We start from the raw sequence: 20198 nt of genomic DNA, 5'->3' as shown, positions 1-20198 counted from the left end.
GGAAGAGGTCGAAGATCCGCTTTTGCCTGGCTTTCGCCGTCCTTTTTTCGGTGATTCGGCGCGTTGCGGAAGGCCGGTGAATGATTCGGGAACAGGAGACATCTCGTCTCGCCTCCATGGCCGCCGTTGCCGTGGCTGAGCAGCTACAACGGGAGCTTGCATTGCATGGCATCACGGCCGACGTGAACAACGGCTATGGATTGGCGGTGGTGTCGGTCTGGCATGGCCTGGTCGTGTGGACCAACGATGATCGTTTCTGGTGGTGGGCGGGCTGGAACGACCAGCGCGACCGGCCCGTCTACGCCTGGCAGCCCACGACCGACCCTAAGCGGGCGGCACGACGCATCGCCGCCCGGTATGGGGATCTTCTCGCATCCGCGCCAAAGCGGCGATAGCGCATGAAGCCCGAAGAGATACACAGCTACTACGACATCCCGGAGAACGCGCGGGCAATGTGCTCACTGCTCATGCGCGCGCATCCGGGCTGGACCGTGTGGCGGCAGTCAGCGAACGGCATGTGCCACATCCCCCTATGGTGCGCCCGCCGCGTCTCGTGGCCAGATCACAAGCCGCCCTTCGTGAGCGGCAATGCTGGCCTGCTCAACACAGCGATGACCATGATGGACACAGGATCGGTGATCGCATGACCGACTACGCGTTGGGTGAAGTGCAGACGCGTGATGCCCCCGTGACGCGGCATGCTGTCGTTGACGCCAAGCCGAGCACATGGACCCACGCGATCTGCTCGGCCGAGCCGCGCGTCTGGGTACACGAGATTGCCGGAGATCTCATCCCCTTCCCCGGTGCGATGGGCGAGGAGTTCGCCTGCCGCGAATGCATAGATCTCGTGGTTAAGGCGATGTCGGCGGAGCCGCCGCCGCCCGTAACGCATCCCATACCGGAGTGGCTGAGGGATTTCCTTCGCCGCTGGCGCTGACACGGAGGTCAGCCGGGGGGTTCCCGCGCTGACCCCTCCTCCCTGAACGCGCGACGGTGCGGTTGACCGGCCCACACCCTGGCCGCCGCGTCCCGCACCGCCGCGTCAACGCCCCCGGCAGAGTCTTCTGCGCTCGCGAGAGTGCCAGTTCCCAAGGGCTCTGTCGGGGGTCACGCTTGTGCGCCATGCGGCGACATGTGCCGTGAGCTGGGGCTTATCTCACCGCAGGATCCGTTTCATCTCATCGCCGGATGTTTTTGATCTCACCGCACGATCACACCGCGCGATGGGTTGAGCCCTTCCCCGAAACCTACCTTCGCAGCGTAGGTCACCGGAAACGGAAGGGATGTGATCTAGATGAGCCCAGCTCAGCACCACCACCGCCGCGAACTGATCGCCGGTTTGCGCGCTCTGGCCGCGTTCCTCGACAGCAACCCGCAGTTGCCCGTCCCCCGATACGGGCCGGTGCGTGTGTCGGTCCACCCGCTCTACGACACCGACGCCAGCACCGAGGCCGAGGCGATCGCCGAAGTCGAGCGGATCGCCGCCTTGCTGGGCACCACGCCCACAGTCCAGCACGGCCACCACGTCACCGGTGTGGAGTTCGGCAGCGTCCGTTACCAGGCCGTCACGATCACGCAGGCCGCGATGGAACGCCGCGCCGCGCTGGAGTCCTACTGTGACGCGATCACCCTCGACGAGATCGAGGGGGCGTGAGCGGTGGACATCGCCCTGTTCGTCGTGTTCCTGGCCCTGGCCTTGTCGGTCGCCACGCTCGTGCTGTTCGTGGTGCTGGTCGCTGTGATCCGTGCCGAGGACCGCCGCCACGCCCCGACCGGAACCCTCAGCCGCCGGCTGCTGGGCACCTACGCCCGCCGGCCGACCGCCTACACCGGGAGGAGGTGAAGCCCGATGCGATCACTTCCGCTCCAGCCTGGCCGGTGCCTGTGCGGTGCGGCCACGCCCGGAACGCTGCGGTGCCGCAAGTGCCGCGCTCGCTGGCGCTGGTGTCGCCGCAAGTCCCGCCACGACGGCATCTGACCCGCGCGTCGCCGGTCTCCGAGATCTCGAAGAGGAGGTGAAGTCCCCGTGTCTGTGACTGTCCCGCTGGTGCTCGTGGTCGGCGTGCTGGTGTTCATCGCCTGGCGCTACCTGGGGTTGAAGCTCTGGCACGCGCTCATTGCGCTGCTGTTCGGCTTCCTGCTGGCCGCTACCGCCCTCGCCCCCGACATCCGCGCCGCGATCGGTGCCGCCCTGAACTGGATCACCGGTAAGTGACCCGCCCGCCAACCGAAGAAGGTGATGCTTAATGACCCAACGCCACCCCTACCCGCACACTGATCTACAGGGAGCTGCCACCCGCAACACCACCGCCGCCGAACTGCTGACGGCATTCGCCAAGTCCGCCCCCGCCCTCGACGACCTATGGCGCCGCATCTTCGACGCCCTGGCCGACACCCCGGCCCTGATCACCGACATCGATCGTCTGCGCGCTGAACTGTCCACCTCCCGCTACCAGCGCGCGAACCTGATCGCCGCCATCCGCGCCACCCTGGCCGCCCACGACGAGGGCGAGCACGACCCGCTGTTCTACGTGCGTGACGAGCTGCACGCCCAGCACAGCGCCACCGCCCGACGCACGGCGGGCGGTGGCCGATGAACCGTCATCGCGCCTCCCGCTACCAGATGCGGCGCAACGCCCGCCGCATGCGACGGTACGGCGTCGAACCCATGGCGCTGATCACCGAGGACCTCGAATTCGCGCCCCTGGTCATCGCCAGCATCGCTCGCGCCGTCTGGCGCTACCGCTCTGAACTCGCCCCCCTCACCATCGCCGCCGCCGTCCTGGTGACGGGCGTGATCCTGCGACGCTGGTTCCCCGAATGGTGGCCCACCGTCATCATCGCCGTCGTCCTGGTGGCAGGCGCGGTGGCCATCTGGGGCCGGTGGGTCAACCTGCCCCGCCCGATCGAACGCGGCTACGCCGCCGTCACCACGGCGTTCGCCGGAACGTGGCTCACCCTGGCCGCCTACCAGGGGCCGTTCACCGCGCCCCTACCCGCCGTGCTCGGCATCGGCACACTCGTACTGGCGGTGCCCTGGTGGGCGCACCGTCGCAGGCGTGCCCGCGTGCGCGTAGAACGCACGCTGGCCGCCTGGCCCGACATCGCCCAAGCGGTCGGCCTGGCCGGATCCCGCGTGCAGTCCGCCATCGTGGATCTGTGGGGCTACCGATTCAGGCTCGGGCTGGGGCTAGGCCAGACCGTTGAGGACGCCCTCACGGCGGTCCCACGCCTGGAATCGGCACTGGGCACCACACGCGGCGGCGTGCGTGTCCAGCCGGTGGCCAGCAAGAAGGCCAACCGCGCCGACGTGCGCGTAATCGAAACCGACCCGCACGCCGATGCCATCGCCTGGCCAGGCCCGTCTATCACGTCGATCACGCAACCGGTCAAGCTGGGGCTGTTCGAGGACGGCATGCCCGTCCGCGTGCCCTTCCTGCGGCGGCATGGGCTGTTCGCGGGCATCTCCGGAGCGGGCAAGTCCGGCGGCGTGAACGTCCTGCTCGGGGACCTGACCGCCTGCCAGGACGTGATCCTGTGGGCGATCGACCTCAAACGCGGCATGGAACTGCTGCCCTGGTCATCGTGCATCGACCGCCTGGCCACCACGCCACAGGAGGCAGAGGCGCTGCTGGCCGACGCCGTGGTCATCCTAGACGGACGGGCCGATGACCTCACCAGACGCGGCGAACGCGTCTGGGAGCCGTCACCCGAGCGACCCGCCCTGATCATCATCATCGACGAGTACGCCGAACTGGCCAGCGAGGCACCCCGCGCGATCGACTACGCCGACTCGATCGCCCGACGGGGCCGCGCCCCAGCGGTCAACCTGATCGCCGCCACGCAACGCCCCTCGAAAGAGGCGATGGGCAAGAGCGCGGTCCGCTCCCAGATGGACGTCCGGCTGTGCTTCCGCGTCCGCGAACCCCGTGATGGGGACCTCATCCTCGGACAGGGCATGGTCAAGGCCGGATGGCACCCACACAAGCTGGACGCCCCCGGCAAGTTCCTGATCAGCTCCCCGGAACACGACATCCCCCGCCGTGCCCGCAGCTACCTCCTTGGCGACGAGAGGGTAGCGGCGACCGCCGAACGGCACGCCGAAGGTCGCCCGTCCCTCGACGCGGTGTCCCTGGCCGCTCTGGACGCCGCAGCATCGACGGCTGAGAGGCACGCAGACGCCCCGACAGAGGAGGAGCGGACATCGCCACGGCACGCCCGCCAAACCGCGCCCAAACGCGGCGACAGCGTGTTGTGGGCGGTCCTACGCGACGCCCCCGAAAACGGGATAACCGTAGACGAGCTGAAAACCGCAACGGGAATGAGCCGCCCCACCATTTACCGGCGACTGTCACAGCTCGAAAACGACGGGAGAGTACGTCAGGTCAGCCGGGGACGGTGGCGGGCACGCCTCGACCCCGACCCCGCGTAGTCACCGACTCTCGGTAGTCGTCTCATCGTCTCAATGTCTCAGTCTCCCGCACGTCTGCGCGTACAGAGGCGACACACGCGCACTGAGACGAGACGGTGAGACGAACACGGAACGTAACTGGAGAGAGGAGGTGGTGCGTCCAACGACACCAGAAGATCGGGAACGCTTGGCCGGAAAGAGGTGATGCCCGACGAGTAAATCAAAAGCATCGAATCGAGAAAATGGAAAGAAGGTGAGAATACCCCCGGCCAGTCACGCGGAGACGCCCGCGCGCAATCAATGCGACGGACATCTACGCCCTTGGGTCCACGCGGAGACTGGCGCGGCAGGATGGCAGATCGCTAGCTCATCCCGCCGACTCGCCCATGCCGTAGCCACCATTTACGGCGGAACCGTCTACTCTCGCACAAAAGACGAATTGCAGATCCGCATTCCGCAAGCGGCCCTGACAGTCGTGGTCGTGGAGGCAGACAACGAAACGCTGTGGTGCCGTCTCGACACCCAGCGTTCCGATTCTTATCTCTTCACCCTGACATATGCGCCATGGCAGGTCGCTACGGTACTGAGATGCCCCACGGCCACATTGCCAAGGCAGGGGCGTCTATCAATGCGCGACGTACGAGTGATCACACGCATGGGGCGTACAGTGCGCTACCTGATTCCCGTATTCACCGCCATCTGAGGCCGTCCAAAGAAAGGAGAAGTTGCTTTCGGCGCGTCAGAGAAGGTGAGAAGACGAAACCGCCCGGACCTACCCCACGTAGGTTCCGGGCGGTTTCTTCGCGTGTGTAGCCTCCTTAGCCGGTCAGCTCGATCCCATCCGTGCTGATCTCCATGCCGGTAATTGCTGCGCGTGGGTCGTGTCCGGTGGGGTGCAACACCACACGGACCTCAAACTCTGCGAGCATTTCCCGCCGCTTAACGGAATCTCCCGCATCCCATTCATGGGCAATCGTCCTGCCGGTGGGCACCATTCTCATTCCCGGCTTGCGTTCCGGCAACGCCTTCAGGGCCGCGATTTCCTCCCCGAGTCGCCGGTATTCGATGCGGTACCATTCCGCGTCCTCTGGACCGTCGTACAGTCCGGCCTGGCGGTCCTCACGCAACCGTGTGCGTGTGGCCGTCAACTCCGCGACCTGAGTGGCATGCCCGGTGCCAGGATCGTAGACTTTTCGCATGACTTCTCCGGCGCCGTAGCGGGAAAGGAACCATTCGCCTACGAGGGCATCCAATGCTGTGAGCGTCATCATGGGGGCTGGCTTGCAATGCGCCGACGCGGGAATCCCGCGTACCCGTGCGATGCATCCGTATCGACCTGTGACGTGTAGCCGTGCACCGCAGTTACCGCAAAACACGATGCCCGACAGCAATTGCGTGCTTTTCGGCGCGCGACTTCCATTGCGCTTCGGTGCAGTTTTCTTGACGAGAGCATCATGGGTCGCGCGATCCCACAGCGGCTCGGCAATTCGCATTGGCCGTCCGTCAGAACCAATGACCGGCCTTTTGTGGTGGATCAAATATCCGAGCGCAGCTTCACTGCACAAGATGTGCTTGACGGCTTTCGCAGTCCACGGCCCGCCCTTCATCGGACGGCCATACAGTTGGCGAAGCCGATCGAACGGGCAGGGAATTCCTTCACGTGTCAGGCGTGCCGCCTCTGTCGCACAGGTAATCTTTCCCGTCTCATCCGCCAGAATTCGCTGTGCCACTTCCTGGATAATCTCTGCGGCTACTGGATCGATCGCTACGTGGTCGATCTTTGCCTTATGGGCGAGACGGACATACATGTATCCATACGACGGGCGTTGTTTGGGTTCCCCTGCTGCGCGTGCGCGTACTGCCTCGTCACGGTTGCGTTTCTGGATCGCACGCAGTTCCATTTGCGATCCCCACGCCTTTATCAGCCATTCGTTTTCCTGGTTCGCGTCGCTGAAATCCCACACTCCCACGTGATCGGCCGTCACTATAACGCGACCTTGGCCGGTCAATAGAGCCTGCGTGTTCAACGTGTCCCGGACGTTGCGCCCGACGCGATCGACGGTGGCCGCCGCGATACCGTCATATGGCCCCATTTCTCCCCGCAGCCAGGGCCCGAACCCCCGTCGCGTCAGCGGGTCCGTGGCACCGGAAACCTCCCAGTCATCCGCCCAAGCCACGATGTGCCCTCCGGCGTCCGCTGTGGCCCGTAGGATCTGGTCTCCCTGACGCTGTGGGCTGTTGGTTGCGTCGCTCTTCCTGCTCAGCCGCCGCACCCCCACCAAGCAGCGCCCGCACCCGTCGTAGTCCGTCGTGAGCATGTCTTCCATGGTGCCCCGCTTCCCCTGTGTGTGGATAGCGGAAGCAGCCGGACGGCAGGTACAACTTCGCCGGTGGCCGCTTCTACAACCGCGAAGGCCAGCTCCCCAGCGGCGCCACCTACCATGAGTACGACGTGTACTCGCGGGCGCAGGGTGCCGCGCGTGACGCGTACCGGATCGTCGTCAACCGCAGCACCGGTGTGGTGTGGTTCTCGCCCAACCACTACACCGACTTCTACCGGCTCTAGGAACGCCCATGACCTCCGCCGCACGTCCACTGCCGCACTGGCTGACGGTGTCCACCGGTCCGGCGCCCGCGATGGTGGACGGTGGCGCCTGCCGGACCCGCGCGGCCTTCTTCGAGGAGGTCGCGCGGGCTCTGCGCCTCCCCGGCTATTTCGGCCGCAACTGGGACGCCCTCACCGACTGCCTGCGCGACACCGAGGCCGTCGCCCTGATCGTCGAGCACGCGGAGGAGTTGCTCGGCGATGAGCCCGCCGCGCAACTGGGCACCCTGCTGGACGTCTTCGCGGAGGCAGGGCTGACCGTGACGCTGCACACCGACCCCGGCCACGAGCCGCTGCTCCGGCACCGGATCTCGGCCGCGCTGTCCGGTGAACGAGCGTAAACAATCGGGCAGGGTTCATCGGTGCTTTGATACGTGGTCATTTGTGGTCAATAGCGTTGGGGCGCCCGTATTGCGCCGCCACGAAAGGCCCCTGCCATGTTCCGTCCCGTCCTCGGGATTCTGGCACTCGCCGCGACGATCGCCGTACCGCACGCCGCCGTCGCCGAGCCCGCGCGGCGGCCCGTGGTGGTCGAGGACGTGCGCGTTCCGCCCGTCCCGCTGGGTGACCTGCAGCGCTCCATCGCCGACGATCGCGGGGTCAAGCTGGGCGGTGTCGGCAGCGGCCTGTTCCCGGCGGGGCGGCGCGGCGACTACTGGATGGTCACCGACCGGGGGCCCAACGGGCAGGTCACGGTGGACGGGGACAAGCGCCGCACGTTCCCGATCCCGGAGTACGCCCCGGCGATCGTCCAGGTGGCCACCCGGTTCGGCGTCGAGATCAAGAAGTACATCCCGCTGGTCGGCGCCTCCGGCAAGCCGGTCACCGGGCTGAGCAACCAGCGCGGCCACGACGAGGCGCCCTACACCTGGGACGGGCGCACCGCGCTGCCGTACAACCCGAGCGGGGTGGACACCGAGGACATCGTGCGCACCTCGGGCGGCGACTTCTGGCTGGTCGACGAGTACGGCCCGTCGCTGCTGCACGTCTCGGAGCGCGGACGGGTGCTGGCGCGGTACGTCCCCAAGGGGCTGCGGCTCACCGGCGCCGACTACCCGGTCAAGGAGTCGTTGCCGGCCATTCTGGCCGACCGGCGGCAGAACCGCGGCTTCGAGGGGCTGGCGATCGACGGCCACACCCTCTACCTGGCGATGCAGAGCCCCCTGACCAAGCCCTCCCGGATAGGTCGCATCCTCACCTTCGACCTCCGCGCGGAGAAGGCGACCGGCGAGTACGCCTACCGGTTCGAGGACGTCACGACCTTCGACCCCAAGGTGAACGGCGACCAGAGCGAGATGAAGATCTCCGGCCTGGCCCACGCGGGCGGCCGTCGGCTGCTGGTCGACGAGCGTACCGACAACGTCGCCCGGATCTACCAGATCGACCTGGCGAAGGCCACCAACCTGCTGGGCGGCCCGTACGACGACCCGGCCACCACGCCGTCGCTGGAGGAGCTGACCGACCCGCCCGCCGTCCGGCTGCCGGGCAAGTCGCTCGTCGCCGACCTGTCCCAGATCGTCCCCACGCTGCCGGGCAAGGTCGAGGGCATCGCCCTGCTCGACCGGCGCACGCTCGTCGTGGCCAACGACAACGACTTCGGGCTCGGCGAGTTCGGTCAGGACGGCCGGCTGGTGGACAGCGGCGTGCCCAGCCGGATCGTCACCATCCGCCTCGCCCGTCCGCTGCGCTGAGTCCGGGGTCCGCGGCGGCGCTCTCGTGGCGTTCGCCGGCCAGGAGCAGGCCGAGCGTGAAGGCGTCGGCGGTCGTCAGGCCGGGGCGGGCCATTCCGGCTGCGCCAGATCCTGCCCGCGCCGCCGCGTCTCCGGCTCGTCCACCGTGACGGGACCGTCCGGGCCGGTGAAGCCTTCGATCACGATCTGGGCGGCGTCATCGACCTCGTATATGTGCGGTCCACGTGGCCGGTCATCACTACTCCTCTCATCCGAAACCAGCCCCTGTCCAAGCGAACGCCCTAAATCATCCGATGTGGTACATAACGGGACCCCGGGCCGGGCATAGCTTCCTGGGGGCGATGGAACGTGCCAGGCATGTGCGGCCGAAAGGAAGGGCCATGGCAGGTGAGGCGTCGGAGGTCTTCGAAAAGCAGGCGCGCGCTCAGATAAGAGCCGAGCTCACGAGCGCCTACGGCGCCGACTGCACCCCGGAACAGGTCCTCGAGGCGATCGATCGCGCCTGGAGCAGGTTCGACCAGGTGCCGGTCAGGGAGTTCGTCCCCTTGCTGGCCGCCAGGTTCGCCAGGGAGGAGCTCCGCCGCCTGATGGCCGGGCCGCCGGCACCCGATTCCGCCTGAAGGCCGTCACCGGTGGGTTCCCGTCAGGTCCCGCCCCTGGGCCTGCGCGGGGGGACGGGTTCCGAGCAGCGCGGCGATGGTCGGGGCGACGTCGATCAGGCGGGGACGGTGCGGGCGGAGGCCGGGGCGGATCCCGGCGCCGGACAGCAGCAGGGGGACCTTGATCTCGCGCAGGCTGCCGTGCGCTCCGCCCCACCGTCCGGACGGCGGCTCGCCGAGAGCGAAGCCCCAGGGCGGCCTCGCCTCGGCCACCAGGTCGCCGAGTTTGCCGCCGGCGTGCAGAGACGTCAGCGTGCGATCGTCGAGCACCCGGTCGATCTGGGGAAGCCGGCGAAGCGCCGCCCTTATCCTGGCCCGGGCGTGCGGATCGGACGCGGCGCCGCGCAGCGTGATGTCACCGGTCCGGACCGCGTTGGGCACGATGACGACCTCGGTGCCCGGGGCCGCCACCGGGCTGTACGTACAAGTGCTCAGGGTCGCCGTAGCGCACGCCGTGGTCCTGGATCATGTACCACTGAACGGAGGCGACGGTACGGCCCTCCGCGATCGCGAGGGCGCCCTGGGCGGCCAGCAGGTCCAGGTGGGGCGTCGCCACGCGCCCCAGGTAGGCCGGGTCGAAGCCGTCCCAGTCCACCACGATGACATGCTCGGCGCGGCGGGGCCGGGCCGCCCATACGCCGGCCGCCGCCAGGCCGCTCAGCATCGCACGCCGGGAGATCGCCACTGGGGCCGCCTCCGCTAGAGCGAGCCGTTACGCCACGGGCCGGTGATGGCGAACGTGATGCCCGGGCTCTGGATGTTGGCGAAGAGCCACCGGCCGCGCTCGGGTTCGAACGTCGAGCCGGCCCATTCCCTGGTCGAGTAGTCGCCTGGCTGGATCGACGGCTTGCCCGGCACGCCGTCGGGGATGACGACGTTGTTGGCGGCGAACGGGAAGATCTGGCCGCGGGTGGTCAGGCCGTGCAGATACTGTACGCCGCTGCCGTCCTCGCACAGGACGATCCCGCCGCGCGGGCTGACACCGATGTTGTCCGGGTTGCTCAGCACGTCCTCGCCCGGCGAGGCGAACAGGATGCGCAGGCTGCCCCGGCGCGGGTCGTACTCCATCACCTGGCCGAGCCGGCTCGGCCCGCCGCTGGTCGACACGATGTAGACGCGCCCGTTGCCGTACCAGGCGCCTTCGAGGCGGGAGAACGTCGCCGCGCCCTTGGCGACGCCCTGCGCGGTGGGGCTCGGGGCGGCGGGGTCCGGGTCGGGGTCGTCGATGGTCACCCAGGAGGTGTCCCGGTAGGTCGTGCCGGCGGGGTCGGGAGAGGTGTCGTACGTCGCGTCGCCGATCTTGAGCATCTCCAGGACGCCGCCCTTGCGCAGCTCGCCCCGGCGGCGCGGCCGGAACCGGAACAGGCCGGCGGCGCCGGCGTCCTCGGTCTCGTACACGTATCCGGTCGCCGGGTCGACGGCGACGGCCTCGTGCTCGAAGCGGCCCATCGCCCTCAGCGGGCGGGGGTCGCCCTTTCCGCCGGCCGGGACCTCGAAGACGTAGCCGTGCCGCGTGCCGCTGACAGGGTTGACATCCAGCGTTTCTTCGCAGGTCAGCCAGGTGCCCCAGGGCGTGGGACCGCCGGCGCAGTTGCGCACGGTGCCGGACAGGCTGGCGTGGCTCGCCACGAACGCCCCGTCGTCCAGGTCGAACGTGAGCGTCGAGGTGCCTCCGCCGGCGTCCGGGTCGTACGACGGGTCGGTGAATCTGCCTGGATAGCCGGATATTTCGTGGTTGCGTACCAGGCGGACCCGGCCGCCCCTGACGCGGAAGGCGGCCATGCCGTCGTGCAGGGCCGGGGTGGCCACGTCGTCGCTCATCGGGTCGCCGGTCCAGCCGTGGCTGACGTACTCGAATCCGCGGGGGAGTAAGAGCAGGGGCAGGCCGGTCGTGTGGTCGCGTACCGGTGCGAGCGGGCCGTAGTCGGGGCTGAACGGCCGCCGGGCCTGCCGGTCATCGGCGTCGGCGCGCGCCGAGCGCGCCGCGAGCGCGTCGAGGGGCGCGAGCGCCGTGGCACCAGCCAGCGCGGCCGTCCCCGCCAGCACGGCACGCCGGGTCTTGGTGGGCTGGATGTCGTCCATGAGTCCTCCATCCGCTCGTGTCGGACGTCAGTCCGTGAGCATCGCCTTGGCGAGGTGCCGATGGCCGACCGTCTCGAAGCCGACCACCGTCACCGCAGGTCCCAGCATGAGCACGACCAGGCACCACGACATGCTCAGGCCCAGCTCGGCGCAGACCACGGCGAGGACGACCACGCCGGCGGTGCCCGCCAGGAGGAGCAGGTGGAACGGGTCGCGGTGCCGCATGTAGATCAGGTAGAGGGCGTACAGCGCGAGGATGTAGAACGACACCGGCACGGCGACGGTCAGCACCGTGGCGGTGGCGCCCAGGACGGCCTCGCCTTCGAGCGAGTACGCCGCGACGTGGAGCCCGGCGCCCATGGCGGCGATGGCGCCGAACAGCAGGACGTGGCAGACGCTCCACGCGTACGCCCGCTCCCGATGCCGCTCCAGCACCTCACCCCACGGTATGGCGAAGTACGTCCACCAGATGCCGAACGTGAGACCGATCCCGGCCACGGCGAGCAGCGCCGCCTCGACGGTCCAGCCGTGCTCCATGTGCACGAGCGCGTTGAGGGCCGCGACGGTGCCGATGACCCCCTCGCCCAGCGTGATCAGCGTGAGCAGGCCGTGCCGCTCCGCGATGTGGCGGGCGTGCCATGGCGTGGGGCTGCGGCGCTCCGCCAGCACGGGGCCGGCCACTTCGACGGCCAGCAGGGCGAGGCCGCCCAGCAGGAACGCCGGAACCGGCGGCGTCAGCAGGGCGAGCACCACCCAGCCGACCTGCGCGAGGCCGATCGTCCACAGGTATTTGCGCGCGGCAGGGGCGCGCTCCGGGTCGTGCCGGGCGACCTGTGACCACAGGAAGGCCATGGACACCCGCATCACGACATATCCGAGCACCATCACGCCGAGGTTCAGGCCCGTTCCCCGGTCGATGGAGGCGAACATCTCCTCCAGGCCGAGCGTCAGCACGATCACGCCGATCATCTGCACCATCGTGGCGACGCGGAACATCCAGTCGTCGTTGTCGTACGCCGAGGCGAACCAGGAGTAGTTCATCCAGGCCCAGGCGACGGTGAAGACCGCGAAGCCGAAGCCGCCGATCGCGGTGCCGAGATGGCCCTCCGCCAGGTAGTGCGCGAGCTCGTTCGCGGCGGTTCCGAACGCGACCACGAAGGTCAGGTCGTACAGCAGCTCCAGCGGGGTCGCGCCGCGGTGCGCCTCCTTCGGGTTCCGGCCCGAGAACGGCCGGTGCCGATGGTCCCTGCGGTGGCCGGCGTCAGCCATGGCGCTCCATGGTCGGTGGAGAGGTGGACGCTTCTGGGCCATGTTCGCACGGCATTTTCGAGCGGAGGAGGCCCAGGCTCACAGCCCGGGTATCGCGATCGCCGCACCGATCGCCGCGCTCAGCAACAGGGTCGCGCCCATGATCGGTCCAGCCGGCCTGCTGCTCGGTGTGGTGGCGGCACGCAGGCGTGGTACGACCACGGCGAGCGCGGCCAGCTGGACGACACCGACGACCGCCACACCGAGATCGTTCAGTAGCAGCGCCAGGGGCAGGAAGTGCACCGCCACGACGAGCGCGACCCACCACGCCATCCACCGGGACGCCCCACGCCTGGCCAGCACGAGGCACCCGGCTCCCGCGGCGACGACCTCGGCCGCGACCAGGACGCCGAACCAGGCGTACTTGCCCGCCAGCGCGCTCGGCTGGTCCCAGTTCGTGGCGGTCAGCACCCCGAACGCGACCGCGAACCCGAGGCCCAGGACCGACCCCACCCCCAGCCAGATCCGCCATTTCCGGGGCGGATCCTCCTGGGCCCAGCCGAACCACACGAAGGCCATCAAGCCAAACCAGGCCGTCGTGAAGAACTGGTCGCGTAAGAATCCGGTCAGCATCGGAGCTCATTCCGGTAGATCGACAGGGGAGCAGAATGTTTATATCCCATGGCGGCGGACCGCCCGTTCGCGCGCCCGGCCGAGGGTAGGGGCCGCAGGGCCGAATCCGATCACCACGGCGTGGAGGTCACCGTAATGCGGGCCGTCGTTGTGCAACCGGGCCGCCGGAGCGCTCAGGGATGCCCGGTCGTGCTCCTGTTTAGGGTGAACGGGCGGGGTAGCCGACAGCCATGACTGTCACCAGGTTCCAAGACCTGCCTTTGGCCGACCGTGACCACTCGTGGGACGGGGACGCGGCCGACAAGCGCGTACGCGACTGGGCCGATGCCGAGGACGAGCCGGACGCCGCGTACCGTGACGCCCATATCGGGTACGACGGCGATAAAGCCGGAAATTTCGGCAGTTACAAGCTTTTGATCGCCGACGTCATCGGCGGCAAGCTCAAGGCCGTGCCGCGCGCCGTCATGGCCGCGGGCAACGTCATGCAGGGCGCCCGCGGCGGCGTCGACCTCCCCGCCGACGAGATCGACCGGGTCAAGGCGCACCTGGGCCGCTACTACGAGAAGATGGGCGACAGCCCGCCGTGGGACCGCTGAGGTGGCTCCCGTGACGAGCCGGTTCGCCCAGTCGGGGGCCCCGCGTGGGCGCCGGCCGGCGAGGTGACGAGGGATTCGCCGTGCCGGCCGACCCCGAAGGCAACCCGCCCTACCGGCGCCGTCCCCAGGGAGCGTGGCGAGCCGTCACGCGTCGGCGGTCGACGGGCGGCGGTGCTCGCCCACGAACCGGCCGTTGTGCCGGATCCGGGCCTCGTCGTACGGGCACAGGTGACGGGTCACGTACGTCTGCGCGATGTCGTCGGCGTCTCCACGGTCGACGCCCCAGCCGATCGTGTGCCAGCGTTCCTGGCCGTCCTCGGCCGTGGGGTCCAGGACGACGATCTCGAACAGCTCAGCGGCGGCAGGAGGCGTACACCGGGCGCGGCCGGCAGTCCCTAATTCGTTCACGTGGAGCTCCCTCTCTGGTCTCGCGACGTTGAGCCGGAGTCTCCATACCCGCCGGGCGGGCGAGTCAGTCGTGCCGCCGAGCCGGGAGGGCACTTCCCCTGGGGGCCGGCCTTGAGACGGGCGCGGAACCGTCGGCCGCCCACGATGTCGACGGCGAAAGTCGTCGTGCTGGTGCTCACGGTCGCGTGACAGGCGTGGTGCCAGCCGAGGGAGATCTTGTCGCCGGGGCGCAGCTTGTGTCCCCGCACCCAGTACATCGAGTAGTCGGCCGTGTAGAGCGCGGTTTCGCCACCACGGGGACCATTGACGTGGTGGACGACGCCGTCCCGCAATCAACCCCTGGATGGAACCGGACGATCCATCCGTGGTGGCCGTGACTCATCCCATTGCCGTACACGCACATCTCACGCCGCCATGTGGGGAGTATGTCCACCTATGGGCGATAGGTGGAGACAGTTAACCGCGTCGGCAGGGCGACAGGCCGACTATGTCCGTGCGCAGGTCGCAGGGCTGGCAAAGTCCGGTTCGCACCAGCGGCTACAGGTTCGGCAGATCGCCAAGGCCACGCTGGCGGCGGTGCTGGCCTGGCTGGTGGCCAGCCGGCTGCTGCCGTCGCAGGCGACCTGGATCGCGCCGGCCACCGCGGTGATCATGGTGCACGCCACCGTCTACCAGACGCTGACCAACGGGCTGCGCCGCGTCGCGGCCGTGGCCGCCGGGGTCATGCTGGCCGGCGCCGTCGGCTACATGATGGGCCTGGGCGTCCTGAGCCTGACGCTCATCGTGCCGCCCGCGCTGCTGGCCGCGCGCTGGCATCGGATGGGACGCCACGGCAGTGACGTCGCCACCACCGCCGTCCTCATGCTGTCCTTCGGCGCCGCCTCGGAGGAGGGCTATCTGCTGGGCTACGTCGTCGCCACCGCCATCGGCGCGCTGAGCGGGATGGGCGTGAACCTGCTGCTGTGGCCGCCGCTGTACCGCGACCGTCCCGTCCTGGCGGTACGCCGCCTCGGCCGCGAGAGCGCCGCCCTGCTCGGCGCCATGGCCGAGGGGCTGCGCGACGGCTGGAACCTGTCCGAGCTGCCGGAATGGGAGCGCCAGGCCGTACGCCTGGACGAGCAGTTGACCGCGGCCACCACCGCGGTGGCCGACCGGACCGAGAGCCGCCGCTACAACCTGCGCCTGCGCCTGCATCCCCGTGCCGTCACCACCGACCCGGGCCCGGTGCTGCACCTGCTGACGTCGGCGGCGGCGCACGTGCACGCCATCGTGCACGCCCTGTCCTACCTCGACCACCCCGCCGCCCCCGGCTCCGGCCCCGGATCCCCGGCCGGGCAGCCGCCCGACGTCAGCGACGACTACGCCCGCGACTACGCCGACCTGCTCGACCTGCTGGCCGAGGCCCTGACCAGCCGGGTACGCCGCGGCGACCCCGCCCAGACGCACGAACTGATCGGCCGCGCCCAGGCCCAGGCCGTCCGCATCCATGAGCGCATGACGAGCGAGATCCGCCACGGCCAGGTCGAGCATCCCGGCGGCTGGGCGCTCAGCGGCAGCCTCCTCACCGACGCCGACCGCATCCTGGCCCTCCTCTCCGACAGCCAGGACACCCTGCCCGGCCGCCCCGTCCGGTGACGCGTCCCGGCCATCGGAGCGGTTCCATGCCGCCCTCCAGGACGGTGATGTAGCCGAACCCGGCCTGCGCAGCCTGCCGGCGATCTGCTGGGCCGTGCCGACCGGGGCGGGGGCCGGCGCCTCATCCGGATAAGTCAGGACACGACCATGGGATAGCGTGCGGCGATGAGCTTCCGACTGGCGGCGTACGCGGTCTGCATCGAGGACGGACGCGTGCTACTCGCCCACCACGCCGGACCGAAGGGCGACCGGAACTGGACCCTTCCGGGCGGAAAGGTGGAACACGGGGAGGACCCGTTCGACGCGGTCATCCGGGAGGTCGCCGAGGAGACCGGCTGCGACGGCGTGGTCGACCGGCTCCTGGGTGTGGATTCGAGAGTGATCCCCGCCGCCGAACGCCACGTGCCCGGCCTGCCCGAGCACCAGAACGTCGGCATCTTCTACCGGGTCCGGATCACCGGCGGCCGGCTCCGTCCCGAACCGAACGGCGCCACCACCGAGTCGGTCTGGACCCCGATCCCGGACGTCGCGCGCCTCCGCCGATCGTCATTGGTCGACGTCGGCCTCGCTCTGGCCCAGACGCTCCCGGCGACCGGCCATGTCGATCCCGTCCCGGTCGGCGGCCTGATCCAGCACTGAGCCCACTGGGCCGGGACGGCGAAGCGGTAGCGCGCGCTGAAACCGGTGTTTTCGGGACGGCTACCGCTCAAGCGCGGGTCAGCCGAGCTTGTCGGTCACCGTCGCGGGAGGCGGGGCCTTGATCGAGACCTTGGTGCCCCAGCCGGTGAAGCGGCTGTCGACGGTCACCGCGTCGAGCTCTCCGTCGCGTGAGATCGTGTACGACGTCCGCACCCTGCTCACCAGGCCCGCCGAGGACAGGGTGAGGGTGTAGTCGATCTTGATGCCGTCGTTCTCCTTGCCCGTTCTCGCGGCACCCACCCAGGCCGAGACCGTCTTGAGCTCCTTCAGCGTGATCGAGCCGGTGACGGTGTTGCCCTGCGTCTTCCCGTTCTCGATCAACGCGGCCAGGGTCTTGGGCTCGGCCGGGTTGAGGAACTGGGCCCAGGCGTCGGGGATGGCGCCGCCGGCGCTCTTGAACCAGGTCTTACCCTTGGGGAGCACCTTCTCCAGGATGCCGCCCGAGTAATAACCGGTCTTGCCGATGGAGATGACGTGTTCCTTGTCGTCCTCGCCATAGTTCATCGTGATGTCGAAGGCGGCGATGCCCTTCTTGTCGAACTGGAAGGTGCCCTTGGCGTCCCGGGCGCCCCGCTCGTCGGTGCCGTCCGACCAGGTGACGGTGTCGGTGAACCGTACGCCGTGACCGGGCACCAGCTTGGCCTTCAACGCGCTGACCGGATCCTTCGGCGCGGCCTGCGCGGGTACGGTGGCCAGCCTTGGCGGGCGATCGTTATCTGGACGTGTTCACGAGTGGCGCGGGTCGTAGTTCTGGAACTCGGACAGGTGAATGTCGCTGTGCGGCAGCAGGGGCACCCCGCTCTCGGCGTCCAGCACCACCCGGCGGCCCAGGGGCTCGCGCAGCGTGGCACCGAGCTGGTCGATCTTTCCCATCGCGGTGCAGAACTCCACGTCGTCGTCACGCCGGACGTCGACGTCCACGACGACCGCCTCCGGCGTCTCGTGTACGCGCGCCCCGTGCGTCGTGTCGCAGGTCCCATGCGGATAGGTCAGCCGGACCTCGGGTCGTACCGCAGGCCACCGCGGCGAGCACGAGGAGCGCTACGGCTGGAAATGTCCGCATATTTCGGTAGACGAGCCGACGGACCGCGCGGTTCGGGCGGCGAGGCCAGGCGCCCTCGCCCCGACAGGCCAGGCGCCCTCGTACCAAGAGGAGCGCCTGGCCGTGGGCAGGGCGCGGTGGATCAGGCGGTGCGCTTGGCCCAGAAGTGCCCGCCGATCGGACCGAACAACGACAGCGGCGCCTGAGCTGACTGGCTCTGGCCCAGGTGCCGGAGTGTGGCGACGTTCTTGGTCGGCAGGGTGCCGCCAGGACCCGACACCGCGGTGGGGTGGAACCACTTCTGGCTGTCACTGTTGTTGCAGACCGCCACGGTCACCTCCGTGGTGTTCTTGGCGGTCAGGCACAGCGGCGTGCTCCCGTTCTCCAGACTGGCCCGCAGGGTGTAGATGAAGGCGGCCTGCCCGCCACCCGAGGAGAAGGTCGCCGTCTGCGCCCACTGGCCGAACCTGCTGTTGGTGTCGGGCCGCAGGACGACGAAGGAGCCGTTGAGGTTCGCGGCCGCGGTCATGACCAGCTTGGAGGCGTTGCCACGGTACTCGAGCTCCTTGAACACCTCGGCGTGCGCCGGAGACGCGATCGCGGCGCCGATTCCCGCCGCGCACAGGGCGGCGGCGGTGATGGCGGCGGTACGTCTCAGTCTTTGTGATGCGAACATGTATCCCCCTGAAGGAAGTGACCCACGGGTTGTGGGCCTCGGGTAGTACACATGCCGCAAGGCCGGTTGGTCGGCGCACAATTACGCACTGTGCCGGTAATCCCGGGCACAAAGGCATCGCCTAGCTGGACGACACCGAGAAGCTGTTGGTGACGAAGTCCATGCCGCCGCTGGAGGAGGTGATCTCGTAGCCGAACTGCACGTCGCCGAGCGTCACGTCGCCCATCCAGTTGTTGCTGCGCAACCAGTTGAGCACCGCCTTGACGTCCACCGTGCCGGAGTTGGCGTTGCCGGTCCTGACGAACGAGAAGACCTGGTTCGCGCCGTTGCTGCCGCGGTAGACGTCCCAGCTGTGGCCGCCGACCGTGGCGCCGGTCTGGCGGGTGCCGAGCGGGCCCACGGCGCCGCGCTTGTTCATCCAGAGCATGATCTCGTACGCGTGGCCGGTGTCCCAGATGTCGTACGCCGTCGCGTACGAACCACCACTCGGCACCGTGACGTTGAACCTGCTGGTGACGCTGCCGAGCGCGCTGATGCGCTTGCCCACGTACCTGGTGGCGTTGGGATAGGACTTCACGCCGCCGGTGTTGGGGTGGTTGGCCCACACGCCCCAGTTGCTGTAGGAGTTCGCCCAGATCGTCTGCGGGCCGGCCCCGCCGCCCCAGATGTTGTTGTAGAGCGTGTAGCCACCGTTGGTCCAGGTGCCCCACTGGGCGCTGGAGGACCAGGCGGCGGCGAGCGCCGGTGAGGGGAAGAGGCCGATGATGATCGCCAGCACGCAGGCGGGCACGGCTGAACGCGCGATCGTGCGCATGGTTGATCCTCTCTGTTATTAGTTTGGTCGCCGTCCAAACTAACTGAGCCGACAAGCGACACTTTGCGCCCGTTGACTCGGCCCGTCAACTCATGGTGAAACTTTCGTGGCATTGACCGGACGAAACGGGCCAATGAATCATGGGTGCCCTGAACTCCATCGAATTGATCGTCGTGCTGGTCGGGCTGCTGGGACTCGCACTGGTCATGGCCGGGATCCGGCGAACGGTCAGGGAACGGCGGTTCCTGCGGCACGCGGTGCGGGCGCCCGCCAAGGTGATCGGCAGGCGTCCTCGTACGGAGGCGGGCGGCGTACAGCGCTGGCTGACGTCACTGCGCTTCACCACCGCCGACGGCAGCGAGATCACCGCCGACTCGCGGATCACGTACCCGCGCCCATCGCACGAGCTCGGCGCGCAGGTGCGGGTGATCTACGACCCGGCGAACCCGCGAGAGGTCAGGATCGACGACGGCGTGCGCGGCCGGCTGCGCGCCCTGGCCGGGCCGCTGCTGATCGGCATGGGCGCCTTGTACGCCCTCGGCGCCGTCGTCGTGTTCCTCACGATCCATTGATGGGTCTCACGTGACCTGCCCGTGGTGACCGGCTCAATACGCTACCGACCGTGACTGACGACAGGAACCGACGCAGGCGGCAGATCAGCATCGACGGGGCGGGCATCGAGAGGAGAAAATCGGCGATCCAGGCGATCGTCGACCAGGCGCCGGCTCGCACATCTCAGCAGGCCGAAACGTTGCGGCCCATGTCCGCCGGCCCCCAGGACGTGAAAACGCCCCCGGCGTAGCGACTACACATTGCTTCCTCGCGGGCCCACGGGGTAGGGGGAGGCGTATGGCCACACTCATTGATCGGGTGCGCGCGTATCTGCGCAGCCCCAAAGGCAGGCAGAACATCGAGAAGGCCAAGCGGATGGCCCGTGATCCGCGCAACCGGGCGAAGGCCCGGAGCTGGCTGGATCGGTGGCGGTCGCGCCGCCACTGA

General features: G+C 68.7%; 28 protein-coding genes and 1 pseudogene. 18 read left to right on the top strand and 11 right to left on the bottom strand.

Annotated features, from left to right (window positions below):
* The first annotated feature begins 116 nt into the window (after positions 1-116).
* The 8 genes from C4V41_RS50410 (at position 117) to C4V41_RS50380 (ending at position 4432) form a co-directional block, all read left to right on the top strand.
* A complete protein-coding gene (locus C4V41_RS50410) occupies positions 117-395 on the top strand; it encodes a hypothetical protein (RefSeq protein WP_103963204.1) in 279 nt (92 codons plus the stop codon).
* Positions 396-398: 3 nt separating this feature from the next.
* Positions 399-647, top strand: a complete 249-nt coding sequence (locus C4V41_RS61260) for a hypothetical protein (protein ID WP_146104099.1) — start codon at positions 399-401, stop codon at positions 645-647.
* Positions 644-937, top strand: coding sequence for a hypothetical protein (locus C4V41_RS50405; RefSeq protein ID WP_103963203.1), 294 nt, complete (start codon positions 644-646; stop codon positions 935-937). Before C4V41_RS61260 ends, C4V41_RS50405 begins: the two co-directional genes overlap by 4 nt.
* A gap of 357 nt (positions 938-1294) precedes the next feature.
* Positions 1295-1654, top strand: coding sequence for a hypothetical protein (locus C4V41_RS50400; RefSeq protein WP_103963202.1), 360 nt, complete (start codon positions 1295-1297; stop codon positions 1652-1654).
* Positions 1655-1657: 3 nt separating this feature from the next.
* Entirely contained in the window at positions 1658-1843 is a 186-nt protein-coding gene (locus C4V41_RS50395) for a hypothetical protein (protein ID WP_103963201.1), read from the top strand.
* 183 nt (positions 1844-2026) lie between these two features.
* Positions 2027-2215 (top strand): hypothetical protein, encoded by a 189-nt coding sequence (locus C4V41_RS50390; RefSeq protein ID WP_103963200.1) that lies wholly within the window; start codon positions 2027-2029, stop codon positions 2213-2215.
* A 31-nt stretch (positions 2216-2246) separates the two neighbouring features.
* Positions 2247-2597: a hypothetical protein gene (locus tag C4V41_RS50385; RefSeq protein WP_103963199.1), complete on the top strand. Its 351-nt coding sequence runs from the start codon at positions 2247-2249 to the stop codon at positions 2595-2597.
* On the top strand, positions 2594-4432 hold the full coding sequence (locus C4V41_RS50380; protein ID WP_103963198.1) for a winged helix-turn-helix domain-containing protein: 1839 nt from the start codon (positions 2594-2596) through the stop codon (positions 4430-4432). Before C4V41_RS50385 ends, C4V41_RS50380 begins: the two co-directional genes overlap by 4 nt.
* 797 nt (positions 4433-5229) lie before the next feature.
* Here C4V41_RS50380 and C4V41_RS50375 read toward each other — a convergent pair.
* A complete protein-coding gene (locus tag C4V41_RS50375) occupies positions 5230-6729 on the bottom strand; it encodes a recombinase family protein (protein WP_103963197.1) in 1500 nt (499 codons plus the stop codon).
* A gap of 65 nt (positions 6730-6794) precedes the next feature.
* On the opposite strand from C4V41_RS50375, the pseudogene C4V41_RS50370 reads away from it, so the two are divergent.
* The 4 genes and pseudogenes from C4V41_RS50370 to C4V41_RS50355 form a co-directional block, all read left to right on the top strand.
* Positions 6795-6977: pseudogene (locus tag C4V41_RS50370) on the top strand (ribonuclease domain-containing protein); the annotation flags it as partial.
* A gap of 8 nt (positions 6978-6985) precedes the next feature.
* Positions 6986-7357 carry a barstar family protein gene (locus C4V41_RS50365; RefSeq protein ID WP_103963196.1) on the top strand — a complete coding sequence of 124 codons (372 nt, stop codon included), beginning with the start codon at positions 6986-6988 and terminating at the stop codon, positions 7355-7357.
* 96 nt (positions 7358-7453) lie between these two features.
* Positions 7454-8707 (top strand): esterase-like activity of phytase family protein, encoded by a 1254-nt coding sequence (locus C4V41_RS50360; protein WP_103963195.1) that lies wholly within the window; start codon positions 7454-7456, stop codon positions 8705-8707.
* 380 nt (positions 8708-9087) lie between these two features.
* A complete protein-coding gene (locus C4V41_RS50355) occupies positions 9088-9327 on the top strand; it encodes a three-helix bundle dimerization domain-containing protein (protein ID WP_200824794.1) in 240 nt (79 codons plus the stop codon).
* A gap of 6 nt (positions 9328-9333) precedes the next feature.
* Here the strand turns inward: C4V41_RS50355 and C4V41_RS50350 are convergent, their stop codons facing one another.
* The 5 genes from C4V41_RS50350 to C4V41_RS50330 all read right to left on the bottom strand — a co-directional run bounded on the left by C4V41_RS50350 (position 9334) and on the right by C4V41_RS50330 (position 13329).
* Positions 9334-9747, bottom strand: coding sequence for an alkaline phosphatase family protein (locus C4V41_RS50350; protein ID WP_146104098.1), 414 nt, complete (start codon positions 9745-9747; stop codon positions 9334-9336).
* Positions 9722-10051: a hypothetical protein gene (locus C4V41_RS50345; RefSeq protein ID WP_103963193.1), complete on the bottom strand. Its 330-nt coding sequence runs from the start codon at positions 10049-10051 to the stop codon at positions 9722-9724. Before C4V41_RS50345 ends, C4V41_RS50350 begins: the two co-directional genes overlap by 26 nt.
* Positions 10052-10065: 14 nt before the next feature.
* The gene (locus tag C4V41_RS50340; RefSeq protein WP_103963192.1) at positions 10066-11448 is read right to left on the bottom strand and encodes an alkaline phosphatase PhoX; all 1383 of its coding nucleotides are present in this window, start codon (positions 11446-11448) and stop codon (positions 10066-10068) included.
* A gap of 27 nt (positions 11449-11475) precedes the next feature.
* Positions 11476-12717, bottom strand: coding sequence for a low temperature requirement protein A (locus tag C4V41_RS50335; RefSeq protein ID WP_103963191.1), 1242 nt, complete (start codon positions 12715-12717; stop codon positions 11476-11478).
* 78 nt (positions 12718-12795) lie between these two features.
* Positions 12796-13329 (bottom strand): hypothetical protein, encoded by a 534-nt coding sequence (locus tag C4V41_RS50330; RefSeq protein WP_103963190.1) that lies wholly within the window; start codon positions 13327-13329, stop codon positions 12796-12798.
* Positions 13330-13559: 230 nt separating this feature from the next.
* Here C4V41_RS50330 and C4V41_RS50325 point away from each other — a divergent pair, with 230 nt between their 5' ends.
* Positions 13560-13925, top strand: a complete 366-nt coding sequence (locus C4V41_RS50325) for a hypothetical protein (RefSeq protein ID WP_103963189.1) — start codon at positions 13560-13562, stop codon at positions 13923-13925.
* A 144-nt stretch (positions 13926-14069) separates the two neighbouring features.
* On the opposite strand, the gene C4V41_RS50320 is transcribed toward C4V41_RS50325, so the two are convergent.
* Positions 14070-14333: a hypothetical protein gene (locus C4V41_RS50320; protein ID WP_103963188.1), complete on the bottom strand. Its 264-nt coding sequence runs from the start codon at positions 14331-14333 to the stop codon at positions 14070-14072.
* A 576-nt stretch (positions 14334-14909) separates the two neighbouring features.
* Between C4V41_RS50320 and C4V41_RS50315 the strand changes: the two genes are divergently transcribed.
* On the top strand, positions 14910-15968 hold the full coding sequence (locus C4V41_RS50315) for an FUSC family protein (RefSeq protein WP_103963187.1): 1059 nt from the start codon (positions 14910-14912) through the stop codon (positions 15966-15968).
* Between the two features lie 165 nt (positions 15969-16133).
* Positions 16134-16607 carry an NUDIX hydrolase gene (locus C4V41_RS50310; protein ID WP_103963186.1) on the top strand — a complete coding sequence of 158 codons (474 nt, stop codon included), beginning with the start codon at positions 16134-16136 and terminating at the stop codon, positions 16605-16607.
* Between the two features lie 78 nt (positions 16608-16685).
* On the opposite strand, the gene C4V41_RS50305 is transcribed toward C4V41_RS50310, so the two are convergent.
* From C4V41_RS50305 to C4V41_RS50290, 4 genes are all read right to left on the bottom strand, one after another.
* The gene (locus tag C4V41_RS50305; protein ID WP_103963185.1) at positions 16686-17315 is read right to left on the bottom strand and encodes a hypothetical protein; all 630 of its coding nucleotides are present in this window, start codon (positions 17313-17315) and stop codon (positions 16686-16688) included.
* Between the two features lie 78 nt (positions 17316-17393).
* Positions 17394-17588, bottom strand: a complete 195-nt coding sequence (locus C4V41_RS50300; RefSeq protein ID WP_103963184.1) for a hypothetical protein — start codon at positions 17586-17588, stop codon at positions 17394-17396.
* Positions 17589-17851: 263 nt separating this feature from the next.
* Positions 17852-18385, bottom strand: a complete 534-nt coding sequence (locus tag C4V41_RS50295) for an RICIN domain-containing protein (RefSeq protein ID WP_103963183.1) — start codon at positions 18383-18385, stop codon at positions 17852-17854.
* A gap of 121 nt (positions 18386-18506) precedes the next feature.
* Positions 18507-19199, bottom strand: coding sequence for a glycoside hydrolase family 12 protein (locus C4V41_RS50290; protein ID WP_103963182.1), 693 nt, complete (start codon positions 19197-19199; stop codon positions 18507-18509).
* A gap of 140 nt (positions 19200-19339) precedes the next feature.
* Between C4V41_RS50290 and C4V41_RS50285 the strand changes: the two genes are divergently transcribed.
* Genes C4V41_RS50285 through C4V41_RS63555 form a run of 3 tightly spaced genes read left to right on the top strand, consistent with a single transcriptional unit; the run spans position 19340 to position 20198 of the window.
* Positions 19340-19771 (top strand): DUF3592 domain-containing protein, encoded by a 432-nt coding sequence (locus tag C4V41_RS50285; RefSeq protein WP_103963181.1) that lies wholly within the window; start codon positions 19340-19342, stop codon positions 19769-19771.
* A 50-nt stretch (positions 19772-19821) separates the two neighbouring features.
* Positions 19822-20001: a hypothetical protein gene (locus tag C4V41_RS50280; RefSeq protein ID WP_103963180.1), complete on the top strand. Its 180-nt coding sequence runs from the start codon at positions 19822-19824 to the stop codon at positions 19999-20001.
* Between the two features lie 47 nt (positions 20002-20048).
* Positions 20049-20198: a hypothetical protein gene (locus C4V41_RS63555; protein ID WP_200824793.1), complete on the top strand. Its 150-nt coding sequence runs from the start codon at positions 20049-20051 to the stop codon at positions 20196-20198.

The organism is Nonomuraea solani (assembly GCF_900108335.1).
Taxonomy (GTDB): Bacteria; Actinomycetota; Actinomycetes; order Streptosporangiales; family Streptosporangiaceae; genus Nonomuraea; species Nonomuraea solani.
Note: the sequence above shows the minus strand (reverse complement) of the source record. Positions and strands in the feature narration are given on the sequence as shown.

Coding starts and splice junctions, on each gene's coding strand:
- C4V41_RS50410 (WP_103963204.1), top strand. CDS start 117: ATGGCCGCCGTTGCCGTGGCTGAGCAGCTACAACGGGAGCTTGCATTG.
- C4V41_RS61260 (WP_146104099.1), top strand. CDS start 399: ATGAAGCCCGAAGAGATACACAGCTACTACGACATCCCGGAGAACGCG.
- C4V41_RS50405 (WP_103963203.1), top strand. CDS start 644: ATGACCGACTACGCGTTGGGTGAAGTGCAGACGCGTGATGCCCCCGTG.
- C4V41_RS50400 (WP_103963202.1), top strand. CDS start 1,295: ATGAGCCCAGCTCAGCACCACCACCGCCGCGAACTGATCGCCGGTTTG.
- C4V41_RS50385 (WP_103963199.1), top strand. CDS start 2,247: ATGACCCAACGCCACCCCTACCCGCACACTGATCTACAGGGAGCTGCC.
- C4V41_RS50380 (WP_103963198.1), top strand. CDS start 2,594: ATGAACCGTCATCGCGCCTCCCGCTACCAGATGCGGCGCAACGCCCGC.
- C4V41_RS50375 (WP_103963197.1), bottom strand. CDS start 6,729: ATGCTCACGACGGACTACGACGGGTGCGGGCGCTGCTTGGTGGGGGTG.
- C4V41_RS50365 (WP_103963196.1), top strand. CDS start 6,986: ATGACCTCCGCCGCACGTCCACTGCCGCACTGGCTGACGGTGTCCACC.
- C4V41_RS50360 (WP_103963195.1), top strand. CDS start 7,454: ATGTTCCGTCCCGTCCTCGGGATTCTGGCACTCGCCGCGACGATCGCC.
- C4V41_RS50355 (WP_200824794.1), top strand. CDS start 9,088: ATGGCAGGTGAGGCGTCGGAGGTCTTCGAAAAGCAGGCGCGCGCTCAG.
- C4V41_RS50340 (WP_103963192.1), bottom strand. CDS start 11,448: ATGGACGACATCCAGCCCACCAAGACCCGGCGTGCCGTGCTGGCGGGG.
- C4V41_RS50335 (WP_103963191.1), bottom strand. CDS start 12,717: ATGGCTGACGCCGGCCACCGCAGGGACCATCGGCACCGGCCGTTCTCG.
- C4V41_RS50330 (WP_103963190.1), bottom strand. CDS start 13,329: ATGCTGACCGGATTCTTACGCGACCAGTTCTTCACGACGGCCTGGTTT.
- C4V41_RS50325 (WP_103963189.1), top strand. CDS start 13,560: ATGACTGTCACCAGGTTCCAAGACCTGCCTTTGGCCGACCGTGACCAC.
- C4V41_RS50310 (WP_103963186.1), top strand. CDS start 16,134: ATGAGCTTCCGACTGGCGGCGTACGCGGTCTGCATCGAGGACGGACGC.
- C4V41_RS50295 (WP_103963183.1), bottom strand. CDS start 18,385: ATGTTCGCATCACAAAGACTGAGACGTACCGCCGCCATCACCGCCGCC.
- C4V41_RS50290 (WP_103963182.1), bottom strand. CDS start 19,199: ATGCGCACGATCGCGCGTTCAGCCGTGCCCGCCTGCGTGCTGGCGATC.
- C4V41_RS50285 (WP_103963181.1), top strand. CDS start 19,340: ATGGGTGCCCTGAACTCCATCGAATTGATCGTCGTGCTGGTCGGGCTG.
- C4V41_RS63555 (WP_200824793.1), top strand. CDS start 20,049: ATGGCCACACTCATTGATCGGGTGCGCGCGTATCTGCGCAGCCCCAAA.